Here is a 12583-nt window from a genome sequence, read left to right on the forward strand (position 1 = left end):
AAGAAATGGAAAATAAGATTGTCGTACGGGGTGCCAGAGAACACAATTTAAAAGATATTGATGTTACAATTCCTAAAGATAAATTGGTAGTTATTACTGGTTTGTCAGGATCCGGGAAGAGTTCTTTGGCCTTTGACACCCTGTATGCTGAAGGAAGACGTCGATATGTTGAATCACTTTCTAGTTATGCTCGTCAATTTTTGGGCCAAATGGATAAAGCAGATGTCGATTCAATTGATGGTTTAAATCCAGCAATTTCAATTGATCAAAAAACGACATCTCATAATCCCCGTTCAACAGTGGGAACAGTAACTGAAATTAATGATTATTTACGTCTTTTATGGGCAAGAGTAGGCGATCCAATTTGTCCTAATGATGGTACTTTGATTCAAAAACAAAGTGTTGATCAGATGGTGGATCAAATTATGGCTTTGCCAGAAAGAAGTAAAATTCAGATTTTATCTCCTATTATTCGTCAAAAGCGTGGTGCTCATAAAGAAGTTTTTAAAAAGATTCAAAGAGCAGGGTACGTACGAGTAATTGTTGATGGAGAAATGCATGATATCAGTGAAGAATTTGATCTTGATAAAAATAAGCGTCACTCTATTGATATTGTGGTAGACCGTTTGATTGTCAAAGAAAGTATCAAGAGTCGTTTGTTTGATTCAGTTGAAGCAGCCCTCCGTCTTTCAGAAGGATATATGGATGTGGATGTTATTGGTGGTGAAAAACTTAACTTTTCAGAATACTACGCTTGTCCAAAATGTGGGTTTAGTGTAGGTGAAATGGAACCACGGCTTTTTTCATTTAATGCCCCCTTTGGAGCATGTGAAGCATGTGATGGACTAGGGATGAAATTGGCTGTTGATGAGGATTTAGTGATTCCTGATAAAAATAAGACTTTAAATCAAGGTGCATTAGTACCATGGGCCAATTCAAATTACTATTTTGATATGTTAAAGCAAACATGCGAGGCTTTAGATATCCCAATGGATGTTCCCTTTAAAAAATTATCTAAAAAGCAGCGAGATATCATTTTGCATGGTTCAAAAGAAAAGATTAACTATCATTTAGAGGGTGATTTTGGTGTTAATGATACTACGCAAGAATTTGAGGGAATTTTAAATAATATTGAACGTCGCTATCATCATCCAATGTCTAAATTTATGAGGGATGTAATGGGCAAGTATATGACTGAACTTACTTGTACTGTTTGCCATGGAAAACGTTTAAATGAAAAAGCTTTAGCAGTTAAAATAAATGGTAAAGATATCGCGGAAGCATCAGATTTGGCAATTGAAAAATCCCTTGATTTTTTTAAGTCGGTTAAATTGAGTGAGCAAAAGACTTTAATTGCTAAACCAATTTTAAAAGAAGTTAAAGATCGTTTGACATTCTTGGAAAATGTTGGTTTAGATTATTTAACTCTTTCACGTTCTGCAGGTACCTTATCGGGAGGAGAAGCTCAAAGAATTCGCTTAGCAACCCAAATTGGTTCAAATTTATCAGGAGTAATGTATATTTTAGATGAACCTTCGATTGGTTTACATCAGAGAGACAATGATCGTTTAATTGCCTCCTTAAAAAAAATGCGTGACCTTGGTAATTCTTTAATTGTTGTAGAACACGATGATGAAACAATGAAAGAAGCCGATTATTTAATTGATATGGGACCAGGGGCTGGCCAGTTTGGAGGTCAAGTAATGGCAGCTGGAACCCCTGAAGAGGTAATGAATAATCCTCAGTCTTTAACTGGCCAATATTTGTCAGGCAAAAAATTTATTCCAGTACCTTTAGAGCGTAGAAAGGGAAACGGAAAGAAAATTACAATTACTGGAGCTCAAGAAAATAATCTAAAAAATATTGATGTTGATTTTCCACTAGGGAAGATGACGGTTGTAACAGGAGTATCTGGTTCAGGCAAATCTACTTTAGTGAATACAATTTTAAAAAGAGCCTTAGCTAAAAAATTAAATAATAATTCTGCTAAACCTGGTAAGTTTAAGTCAATTCGTGGCTATAAAAATATCGAAAAAATTATTGATATTGATCAAAGCCCAATTGGTCGTACTCCAAGAAGTAATCCAGCTACTTATACAAGTGTTTTTGATGATATTCGAACTCTTTTTGCCCAAACAAATGAAGCAAAAATGCGAGGTTATACTAAGGCCCGTTTTTCATTTAATGTAAAAGGTGGAAGATGTGAAGCTTGTCATGGGGATGGAATTATCAAAATTGAGATGAACTTTTTACCCGACGTTTATGTTCCTTGTGAAGTATGTCACGGAACTCGCTATAATTCCGAAACTTTAGAAGTTACTTATCGTGATAAAACTATTGCGCAAGTTTTAGATATGACAATTAATGAAGCAACTGAATTTTTTAAGAATATTCCTAAGATCCACCGAAAATTACAAACTATTGTTGATGTAGGATTAGGATACGTTAAGTTAGGTCAATCGGCAACTACATTATCTGGTGGAGAAGCTCAAAGAATGAAGTTAGCAGCTGAATTACAAAAACTTTCAACTGGAAATAATTTTTATATTCTTGATGAACCAACAACTGGACTTCATACTGATGATATCAAGAGATTATTGGAAGTTTTGCAACGATTGGTAGATGAAGGAAATACTGTCTTAATTATTGAACACAATCTAGATGTCATAAAAACAGCCGATTGGTTAATTGATTTAGGCCCAGAAGGTGGCGAAGGCGGAGGTCAAGTTATTGCTACAGGCACTCCAGAAGAAATTGTAAAGGTAAAAGAAAGCTATACAGGTCAATATTTAAAGGCGGTTTTGGAACGAGATAAAAAGTTAAGTGAGGAAAATTAAAATAACAGTAAGTTGCAATTAACCTAGCAAGCAAGGTAAAATAATATACTAGGAGGATATTTAAATGAATAATTTTTCTAGTAGTGAGCGTCCACGTGGATTTGATTGGGGCGCATTTGTTGCAGGTATCTTATTAGTAATTGCTTCATTTTTACTTTTAAGATATCCAGGTAAAGGATTAACAGCCTTTGTATTTGTTTTTGGAATTTTATCTATTTTACAAGGAATTATGTGGATTTCTGCCTATGCGAGATTTCGTGAATTTTTCTCTCGTAGCTGGGTAACTTTAATTTCAGGAATTCTAGATATAATTGTTGGAATTTTATTTCTCTTTTTCAACGAAATTGGTGGCTTAAGCTTAGCAATTCTATTTGCAATTTGGTTTTTAGCAGATTCAATTATAGGCATCATCTTTTCATGGCACTTAAGAGGTTATTCAAACGGTTACTTTATCTTAAGTTTAGTTTTAGGAATCATTAGTTTAGTGATCGCAATTGTGTTACTTTTTAATCCATTACTTGCTGCTATTACTTTGGTATATTTAGTAGCATTCTGGCTAATGGTATTTGGATTTAACGAAATTTTTGTAGCATTTATGCATCGTTAAAAGGGAACCATCTTCTCGAATGAGGAGATGGCTTTTTTTTTGCCTAAAAAAGAAACACCCGGTGTGTTATAATTAATTCGTTAAGGAGGCAATGCAATGTCTGATAAAAAGAAACAACTATTAATTGTGACAGGAATGAGTGGCGCAGGAAAAACTGTAGCTATTAAATCACTTGAAGACATGGGGTATTTTGTCGTAGATAATTTACCTCCAGAACTATTAGGTAGTTTTTGGGAATTAATCAATAATTCAAACGATTTTAATAAAGTCGCTGTTGTAATTGATTTAAGAGTAAAAAGCTTTTATAAGGACTTAGTAGATGAAGTTAATTCATTGGAAGACAGTCAAAATGTTCAATCTACCATTGTTTTCCTTGACGCATCTGATGATGCGCTTGTGGCACGTTATAAAGAAACAAGACGTTTGCCACCTTTAGCCCAAAAGGGTCGCTTGTTAGATGGAATCCAGGAAGAAAGAGGCATTTTGAATGGAATAAAGAATGTTTCAAATTTAATAATTGATACTTCAGATCTAACACCTAAACAATTGAGGACTAAGCTAGAAGAAGAGTTTAATGAAAGCCAAAACGATAGTTTTACGATTGAAGTAATGAGTTTTGGTTTTAAATATGGAATGCCAATTGATGCAGATATTGTAATGGATGTGCGTTTTTTGCCTAATCCTTTTTATATTCCTCAATTAAAGCCTTTTACAGGGTTAGATCGGCGAGTATTTGATTATGTAATGAGTAAGCAAGAGACTCAAGTTTTTTATGAAAAATTTCTTGATATGCTTAAAGTAGCCATTCCAGGATATATTAAAGAAGGAAAAAAGAAACTAACAATTGCGATTGGTTGTACTGGTGGTCAACATAGAAGCGTCTCAATTGCTAGACAATTAGCGCTTGATTTAGCTAAAAAATATGATGTGGACATTTCTCACCGCGAAATTAATCGGTATTTACATAATTAGAGAGGATGAGGTAAATGGCCTGGGAAAAGCATAGAATTGTGCGTGTGATAAAAGGTCGTCGCCCCAAAATTGCTGTGATTGGTGGAGGAACGGGACTTCCAGTTATTTTAAATGCTTTAAAAGAAAGAAATGCGGATATAACAGCGATAGTTACTGTGGCAGATGATGGTGGATCATCTGGTGTAATTAGAGATTATATTAATGTAGTCCCACCAGGTGATATTAGAAATGTATTAGTTTCCTTATCTGATTTACCAAAAGAGGAAAAAGATATTTTTCAATATCGTTTTAATTCATCTGACTCATTTTTTGCAGGGCACGCAATAGGTAATTTGATTATTGCAGCGCTGGATGAAATGAAAGGAAATATTTTTGATGCTGTTCAAGGATTATCAAAAATGATGCAAGTAGATGGTCATATTTTCCCTGCTTCAAATGAACCTTTAACTTTAAATGCAGAATTTATTGATGGTTCAACAGAAGTTGGGGAAACTGAAATCACTTCAAAGAATAAAAGAATTAAGAGAGTCTGGGTAACAGATAGTCATGCTAAGGAACCAGAAGCAGTTTTACCAGTAGTAGCAGCTATTATGGAAGCAGATGCAGTAGTATTGGGTCCTGGAAGCCTATTTACTTCTATTTTGCCAAATTTAATGATTCCCAACTTAGCACAGGCAATTCGAAAAACGAAAGCAGAAGTAATTTATATTTGTAATATCATGACTCAACGTGGTGAAACAGATAATTTTACTTCGGCTGAGCATGTAAAAGTTTTAAATGATCATTTAGGTGGTCATTATATTGATACAGCCTTGGTTAATGGGGCAAAAATTGATATGACTAAATTTCATCCTGAGGATTACGATGAGTATCTTGTCCCTGTTAAAAATGATTTTCAGGGATTGAAAAAACAAGGATGTCGTGTAATAACCTCTGATTTTATTGATCAAAGAAGTGGATTAGTTTTTCATGATGGCAAAAAAGTAGCAGATGAAATTTTAAACTTGGCCTTTGAAGCCTTTGCACGGAGGCAGAGAGAAAAATAATGGGATCATATGCAAGTGATGTAAAAAAAGAATTAACAAGTTTGCCTGTGCACCCAGAGCATGCTAAAGCAGAATTAGCCGCTTTTTTGCGAATGAATGGAATATTAAGTGTCCACAATCGTCAATTTAGTTTAGATATCACCACAGAAAATCCTGCTATAGCACGGAGAATTTTTTCGTTGATTAAAACTGCGTATGGAATTGAACCACTATTAATTGTCTCTAAAAAGATGAAACTAAAGAAAAACTATCAATATTTGGTTCGGCTTCAAAAAATGGTAAATGAAATTTTAAAAGATCTAGATATTATTGATGAAGAACATGGTTTTATTACTGGAGTTCCAGAAAAAATAAAAGAATCCCGCCAAAGAGCAATGTCATATTTACGCGGGGCGTTTTTAGCTTCAGGAAGTATTAATAATCCAGAAACAAGTCGGTATCACCTAGAGATTTATTCATTATATGAAAATCATAACGATGATTTATTGAGATTGATTAATAGCTATTTTCATTTAAATGCAAAGAAGACAAAAAGACGTAATGGCTATATTGTTTACTTAAAAGAAGCAGAAAAAATAGGAGATTTTCTTCATATTGTTGGTGCAGTCAATGCAATGTTAAATTTTGAAGATTTACGCATTATGCGTGATATGCGTAATTCTGTTAATCGTTTGGTAAATTGTGATACAGCAAATCTCAAAAAGACAGCTAATGCGGCAGCTAAGCAAGTTGAAGATATAGAAGTTTTAGAACAAACAGTTGGATTAGATAGTTTACCTGAAAAATTATCAATTTTGGCTCGTTTTCGATTAGATAATCCAGAACTCTCATTAAAAGAAGTAGCTGCGCAGGTTCCGGATGGACCAATTTCAAAATCGGGAGTTAACCATCGTTTTCAGAAACTTCATTCGATGGCTGAAAAAATTAGAAATGAGTAAAAAAAGAGATGCTAGCACTCTAGCATCTCTTTTAATGTATATTTAGACTAGTTTTTCTTGTTTACTAAAATTTCGTCAATTAAACCATAATCTTTTGCTTCTTCAGCAGTAAGATAATTATCACGTTCGGTATCCTTAAGAATTTTATCTAAAGGTTGACCAGTAGTTTCATGTAAAATTTGGTTTAATTTCTTACGACTCTTTAAGATTTCTTCGGCAGCAATTTGGATATCAGTTTGTTGACCTTGAGCACCACCTAATGGTTGGTGAATTAAAACTGTGGAGTTTGGTAAAGCAAAACGTTTACCCTTAGTTCCAGCAGTCAAAAGAATAGATGCCATTGAAGCAGCCATTCCGATTGCAATGGTTGAAACATCTGATTTGATGAAATTCATAGTATCCATAATTGCAAGACCAGAAGTAATTACACCACCTGGTGAGTTAATGTATAATGAAATATCTTTTGTGTTATCTTGCGCATCTAAGAATAAAAGTTGTGCAATGATAGAATTAGCCATTTGGTCATTAATTTCACCACTAAGCATAATAATTCTGTCTTTTAAAAGTCGTGAATAAATATCATAAGCACGTTCTCCACGTGCGGTTTGTTCAATAACTGTAGGTACAAGCATTAAACATAACCTCCTTAAAATTAAAATTAGCACTCTACTGCTTTTAGTGCTAATTAAAACATGTATTTACTATTATGTCAAATAAAGAATTTCAAAACACTTTAAAATTTTTTTAAATACGATAAAATAGAACATAGATCACACAGAGAAATTTGCTGTAATGAAATAAGATAGAGTGTATAGAGGAAGGTTAATTGTGAAGTATATCAAAAAGCAAAGGACAATGGTATTAGGATCATTTTTATCAGCAGCTGCTTTAAGTATGGTTTTACTTTCAAATCCAGTAAAAGCTGATAGTGTATCTTCATCACAAGTGTCCCAAACTACAACAACTCAAACTGATAATAACCAAGATAAAGAACCAACACAAACTGATAATACAAAATCTGAATCTCAAACTAGCCAAAATAATTCAGAAAGTACCTCTCAAGCTACTCAAGATCAGACAACGAATTCTGATAAAAAAGTAGGCGCAGTTCAAGATACTGATCCTGCTAATAATGAAGAAACTACAGATTTAACTAATGAAGACGAAGAAGATATTTATACAAATAACCTTAAATCTGTTCAAAATGCGGTAGCAAAACTAGATAAACAAAATAAAGCTGCTAATAAAGCTATTGAAGCTGCTAAAAAGCAAAAAAAGGTTGCTACATCATCTAAAAATACCCCTAAAAAAACAACTACTGTAAGTAAGCAAGACGAAGTTAAAGACACAACATTTAATCGCCATGTTACTTTTCAAGCAGCAGTTGTAAAAAAGGCTGGTAGTAAAAATTACAATGTTTACAAATCAATTAGTAGTACTGGTAAATTAGGTAAAAAAGTTGGTAACGGAATTGATTATGCTAACAATCATATTGAAGCTACAGAAGTTTACCAAGCTACTAAGTACCGTTATTGGTTAATATATGTTGATGGGGTACGTACTGGCTGGGTAAATGAAAACTTTTTTGCTCGTAATAAGATTGAAGTTCCTAAGGTTGTTAGTTTAGTCAAAAATCCAGATACTAGTTTTTATACTCCATATGCACTATCTTATGCGACTGATGAGTATGGAAATGTTGTAGGAAATTGGAATGTTAAAGTATCAACTCAAAATGTAGATACTACTAAGGCTGGTACTAAAAAGGTTACCTATAGCGTTGGTAAAAAAGCAAAAGCTACAGTAACTTTCAAAATTAGAAAAAGTGATAAAGAAGGTATTGCTGAAGCTAATGCTGAAGTAAAACCAGGTACTAATAACTTAAAGAGTTGGCGCACGCACTATGGTCACTCAGAAAATTATGTAGATTATACAACTTATGCTCCAGAAAGTACCAGTCATACTTATAAAACTAATGGTTTAACTTTTACAACTAAGTTTTATCAACCATTATATTTAAATCAACAACCAGATATAAATACTCCACAAGTTAACGCAGTGGGCCATATTCCAGAAGGAATGGTAATGAGTGATGGTTGGCTCTATACTAGTTTGCTTGCACACAGTAACTCAACTTCTGGTCATATTGTGGCTTATAATTTAAATGCTTTAAAGGATCCATATGCTAGTCAAAATCTTTCAAGTTTAACTGCTAAGAGTTTTACAAACTATGTTAAAAATATGAAAGTTAGTCCGTATATTTATACTGGACATGGACAAGGAATGGGAGCAAGTGACAAGTATATTTATGTTGTAGCTAACGAACATGGCCGCTACAATCCTGCTGACTCAGAAACTTTACTCCAAATCAATAAGAGTGATTTAACAGTTAATAAGATTTGGACGTTTAAGGCTTGGGTTGGAGATAGCAGCAATCCACGTTACTTCCACAATGCAGTTATTGTAGATGACAATACTATGTATGCTCTCTACCACAATACTAAAGATAAGACTTATGAGTACTGGATGTTTAAACGAACAGGTTCTAATTGGTATCCAACAGAGGTCGGAGCTACCGGTGGAAATTTTGTAAGTGGAAATGCACCAGTACAAGGATTTGCTTATGACAGTAAGCACAAAAACTTCTATATTGCCTTCAATGATTTAATTGTTAAAGTTGGTCAAGATGGCACTTATAAAGAAGCGTATACTTTTGAAACGGGTCGTGAAATTGAAGGAATCTCAATTTCTAATAATCGTCTTTATGTCAATTTGGCACAACGTCCTGAATTACTCGAAAGTTCAGAATTAACTGATTAAGATAAAAATGTATTCAAAAAGAAGATTCTATTTTGAATCTTCTTTTTGCTTATGAATTAAAATTATTTAGGTGAAAGATGGAAAATAAGTTAGGTGAAATTATTCATCAAGAAGCATTTATCCAATTAATAAAGTATGGCTTAATTGGAGTATTAGGATTAGTAGTCGATTTTGGAATTTTTTCTATTTTAACAATTTTTTTGCATTGGAATCCCGAAGTTGCAAATTTTATTTCTTCAACTTGTGGATTAATTAATAACTTTTTTTGGAATAGTTATGCTAACTTTAAAGTGCATAATCATTTACTGAGAAGATTTATAGAGTATTATTTAATTGGACAGATAACTACTTTGTTTACTACAGGGTGTTTATTTATTTTTGTAAATCAGCTTCATCAAAATCAAATGATAGTAAAAATTATTGCAACTTTAGTTGCTACCCTTATTCAATTTATTGTAAATAAATTGATTACTTTCAAGAAATAATGAATTGAGGATGAAATGAAGGAAAAATTAAAGGAGAAGTTCCAAGATGATTGGCCTTATTTGGTTATAATTATTGCCACATATTTAATGATTCAAGGTCAATTAAATACTAGAGGTTTTGTGTTAAATATTGATACCTGGTTTCACTACAATCGGTTTTATGATATTAGCAAACAGATACGGACAGGAAACTATAGCTATTTTCAAATGAATTATGGCTTTAGTCAAAGTGGAAGAATTATTAATGCATTTTACGGTCCTTTATTTGCTTATATAATGGGGTTGCTTGTCTTAATAACCGGCACATGGTTTAGATTTCAAATTGTATCCTACTTTTTAATCTGCCTTCTTGGTGGTAGTGGAATGTATATTTTAGTTAAAAAAGTAGGGGCTAATAAACTTTGGAGCTTAATTTTAGCACTTTTATACATTAATATAAGTCCATTGCAAACATGGTTTGATCATACTAATTTATCTGGGTGGGGAAGTGCAATTGCACCATTTGTTTTTATTGAAGCAGTGAATATGATTCGAGATAAAAAAAGGCCAATTCACTGGATTGGGCTAATGCTCGGAATGACGGCTCTTCTGCAGACTCATTTGCTTTCTTCTTTGATGGTAACACTTGCTTTAATTCCATTTGCAATTACTGGATTCATTCTTACTCCCCAAAAAAAGCAGATGATTTTAAATTTAACTAAGGCTATAGTTGGGACAATTTGCTTAACTGCTAATGTTTGGGGAGCCCTATTAACTGTCTCTGTTAAAAATAAATTAGCAACCATTAGAACTCATAATCTTGTAAGCAATATGGTAGAAGTGAGTACATCAGAAAATATTCGCGATGCCATCTTGGTTGGAGTGGTTATAATTTTTTTGGTGCAATTACTTTATGTTTTATTTAATTGGAAAAAATCAATTTTAAATGATGTAGTTACCTTAACAGGAGTTTTTTTCCTGTATATAAGTAGTAGCTTATTTCCTTGGCAGTTAATCCAAAGGATATTTCCAATTTTAAGAAGTTATTTGCAATTTCCTTTTCGCTTTTTATTAATAGCAGATATACTATTGATTTTAGGAATAGGAATATCAGTAAGCCAGATAAATTGGAAAGAAAAACAACCACTTTATTATGGAGTGTTAGGTTGTATAGCAATTGTATTGGTAGAAAGCTGTAATTTAAGTTATAATCGCTTGTGGCAAGCAGCAAATAACAATTATACTCCACTTTACAAAATAGTAAGTAAAAAATACTATACGACAACCAGTGAATACGCTCAAAGAAAATATATTAAGTATTTACAAGGTGTAAATTCTGATTCAGAGGCTTATGGAATGAAATATTATCCTAAAGGCTATCATTATATTAAGAGTTTTACATCAGACAGTTTCTTTTATCGTAATACCAATGACTTTTGGAGTTTAAAACAAGCAGTTTTTACTAAAAAGAGAAAAGAAAATTTATTTAATTTAGTTATTAAAGTCAATCCAGATTATTTACCAGTGAAGAATTCTAAGATAAGTTATCATCAAGTAAATTATGCTTTTGAAAAAGAAGTAATCGATCAAGAAGATAAATTCAAAAAAGCGCCATTAAAAGATGGAGCCTTAAAGATTCAATGGATTGGTAAAAAGGAAGGACAACGTCAGCTTCCAATTGTAATGTATAAGCAATCTCAATTAGTTGTAAATAATAAAAAGGTGACGCCATTACACTATAGCTTAATTAAGAGTCCTACTATCTTTCAAAAAAAAGGACATAATACAGCCATTTTAAAGTTTATTTGGCCAACAAGTTTTAAAATTTTATTTGGGGTTAGTATAATAAGTTGGTTAGGATTAATAATTTATGGGATTGAGAGCGTAATTAGAAAATTTAAAGAGGCTAAAAAAGAATGAAAAAATTATCCATTATAGTTCCTTGCTATAACGAAGAAGAGAGTATCCCTTTATTTTATACAGCTGTGCAAAATGTTGTGTTAAATAAGATGAAAGAAGTTTGGGTAGATTACTACTTTATAAATGATGGATCAAGGGATCAAACCTTGGAACAACTGCGTAAACTTTATCAAAAAAATCCAGAGCATGTTCATTATTTATCTTTTTCGCGAAATTTTGGTAAAGAAGCAGCTTTATACGCTGGATTAGAAGCAAGTGATGGTAATTACGTGGTTGTAATGGATGTAGATTTACAAGACCCACCTGAATTTTTACCAGAAATGTATAAGTTACTTCAGACTGGAGAGTATGATTGTGTAGGAACTCGGCGCGTTGATCGAACAGGTGAGGCTAAAATAAAGTCCTTCTTTAGTAACCAATTCTATAAGTTTATTAATCATGTTTCAGACACTAAAATTGTTCCAGGAGCACGAGATTATAGGATGATGACTAGACAGATGGTTGATGCTGTTTTATCAATGCAAGAATATAATCGCTTTTCTAAGGGAATTTTTAGTTGGGTAGGTTTTAAAACAAAATATCTAGATTATCATAATCGGGAACGAGTAGCTGGTACTAGTGATTGGAGTACTTGGAAATTATTTAAATATGCGTTTGATGGAATATCAGATTTTTCAGAGATGCCGCTAAATTTAGCAGTTTGGCTAGGACTAGGATCTTTTATATTAGCAGTAATTGCGATGATTATTATAATAATAAGAAAAATTATTGAACCTAGTACCTCTGTATTTGGTTGGGCGTCATTAGTTTCAATTATTTTGTTAATCGGGGGTATTCAATTACTATGTTTAGGAATAATTGGAAAATATATTGGAAAGATATTTTTACAGGTAAAGAAAAGACCAATTTATATTGTTAAGGAAAAAAGTAATGATAATAGAGATGTGGTAAAATAGAGCGAAGTGTTATTTTTAGGGAGAAA

10 protein-coding genes are annotated in these 12583 nt (G+C 32.7%); 9 read left to right on the forward strand and 1 reads right to left on the reverse strand.

The features are described from left to right. Positions 1–5: 5 nt before the first annotated feature. From uvrA to whiA, 5 genes are all read left to right on the forward strand, one after another. The gene (gene uvrA, locus FP435_RS02185) at positions 6–2837 is read left to right on the forward strand and encodes an excinuclease ABC subunit UvrA (RefSeq protein ID WP_265484140.1); all 2832 of its coding nucleotides are present in this window, start codon (positions 6–8) and stop codon (positions 2835–2837) included. Positions 2838–2901: 64 nt separating this feature from the next. After that, positions 2902–3444 (forward strand): HdeD family acid-resistance protein, encoded by a 543-nt coding sequence (locus tag FP435_RS02190; RefSeq protein ID WP_265484141.1) that lies wholly within the window; start codon positions 2902–2904, stop codon positions 3442–3444. A 96-nt stretch (positions 3445–3540) separates the two neighbouring features. Next, on the forward strand, positions 3541–4416 hold the full coding sequence (gene rapZ / locus FP435_RS02195; protein WP_265484142.1) for an RNase adapter RapZ: 876 nt from the start codon (positions 3541–3543) through the stop codon (positions 4414–4416). A gap of 14 nt (positions 4417–4430) precedes the next feature. After that, the gene (locus FP435_RS02200) at positions 4431–5462 is read left to right on the forward strand and encodes a gluconeogenesis factor YvcK family protein (RefSeq protein ID WP_265484143.1); all 1032 of its coding nucleotides are present in this window, start codon (positions 4431–4433) and stop codon (positions 5460–5462) included. Next, complete coding sequence (whiA, locus tag FP435_RS02205) at positions 5462–6400, forward strand: DNA-binding protein WhiA (protein ID WP_265484144.1); 939 nt, start codon at positions 5462–5464, stop codon at positions 6398–6400. The genes FP435_RS02200 and whiA overlap by 1 nt, the downstream gene beginning before the upstream one ends. 47 nt (positions 6401–6447) lie before the next feature. Here whiA and clpP read toward each other — a convergent pair whose 3' ends face one another. After that, positions 6448–7032 carry an ATP-dependent Clp endopeptidase proteolytic subunit ClpP gene (gene clpP / locus FP435_RS02210; RefSeq protein ID WP_265484145.1) on the reverse strand — a complete coding sequence of 195 codons (585 nt, stop codon included), beginning with the start codon at positions 7030–7032 and terminating at the stop codon, positions 6448–6450. 196 nt (positions 7033–7228) lie between these two features. On the opposite strand from clpP, the gene FP435_RS02215 reads away from it, so the two are divergent. The 4 genes from FP435_RS02215 to FP435_RS02230 all read left to right on the forward strand — a co-directional run bounded on the left by FP435_RS02215 (position 7229) and on the right by FP435_RS02230 (position 12557). Next, positions 7229–9217 (forward strand): hypothetical protein, encoded by a 1989-nt coding sequence (locus tag FP435_RS02215; RefSeq protein WP_265484146.1) that lies wholly within the window; start codon positions 7229–7231, stop codon positions 9215–9217. A 77-nt stretch (positions 9218–9294) separates the two neighbouring features. Further along, positions 9295–9702, forward strand: coding sequence for a GtrA family protein (locus FP435_RS02220; RefSeq protein WP_265484147.1), 408 nt, complete (start codon positions 9295–9297; stop codon positions 9700–9702). 15 nt (positions 9703–9717) lie between these two features. Beyond that, entirely contained in the window at positions 9718–11601 is a 1884-nt protein-coding gene (locus tag FP435_RS02225; RefSeq protein WP_265484148.1) for a 6-pyruvoyl-tetrahydropterin synthase-related protein, read from the forward strand. Further along, a complete protein-coding gene (locus FP435_RS02230) occupies positions 11598–12557 on the forward strand; it encodes a glycosyltransferase family 2 protein (protein WP_265484149.1) in 960 nt (319 codons plus the stop codon). Before FP435_RS02225 ends, FP435_RS02230 begins: the two co-directional genes overlap by 4 nt. Positions 12558–12583 lie beyond the last annotated feature (26 nt).

This window comes from Lactobacillus sp. PV037, assembly GCF_014522345.1.
In the GTDB taxonomy this organism is placed as follows: Bacteria; Bacillota; Bacilli; order Lactobacillales; family Lactobacillaceae; genus Lactobacillus.

Bases quoted from the DNA above. Each gene is read 5' to 3' on its own strand.
- uvrA (WP_265484140.1), top strand. From the start codon at position 6: ATGGAAAATAAGATTGTCGTACGGGGTGCCAGAGAACACAATTTAAAA.
- FP435_RS02190 (WP_265484141.1), top strand. From the start codon at position 2,902: ATGAATAATTTTTCTAGTAGTGAGCGTCCACGTGGATTTGATTGGGGC.
- rapZ (WP_265484142.1), top strand. From the start codon at position 3,541: ATGTCTGATAAAAAGAAACAACTATTAATTGTGACAGGAATGAGTGGC.
- FP435_RS02200 (WP_265484143.1), top strand. From the start codon at position 4,431: ATGGCCTGGGAAAAGCATAGAATTGTGCGTGTGATAAAAGGTCGTCGC.
- whiA (WP_265484144.1), top strand. From the start codon at position 5,462: ATGGGATCATATGCAAGTGATGTAAAAAAAGAATTAACAAGTTTGCCT.
- clpP (WP_265484145.1), bottom strand. From the start codon at position 7,032: ATGCTTGTACCTACAGTTATTGAACAAACCGCACGTGGAGAACGTGCT.
- FP435_RS02220 (WP_265484147.1), top strand. From the start codon at position 9,295: ATGGAAAATAAGTTAGGTGAAATTATTCATCAAGAAGCATTTATCCAA.
- FP435_RS02225 (WP_265484148.1), top strand. From the start codon at position 9,718: ATGAAGGAAAAATTAAAGGAGAAGTTCCAAGATGATTGGCCTTATTTG.
- FP435_RS02230 (WP_265484149.1), top strand. From the start codon at position 11,598: ATGAAAAAATTATCCATTATAGTTCCTTGCTATAACGAAGAAGAGAGT.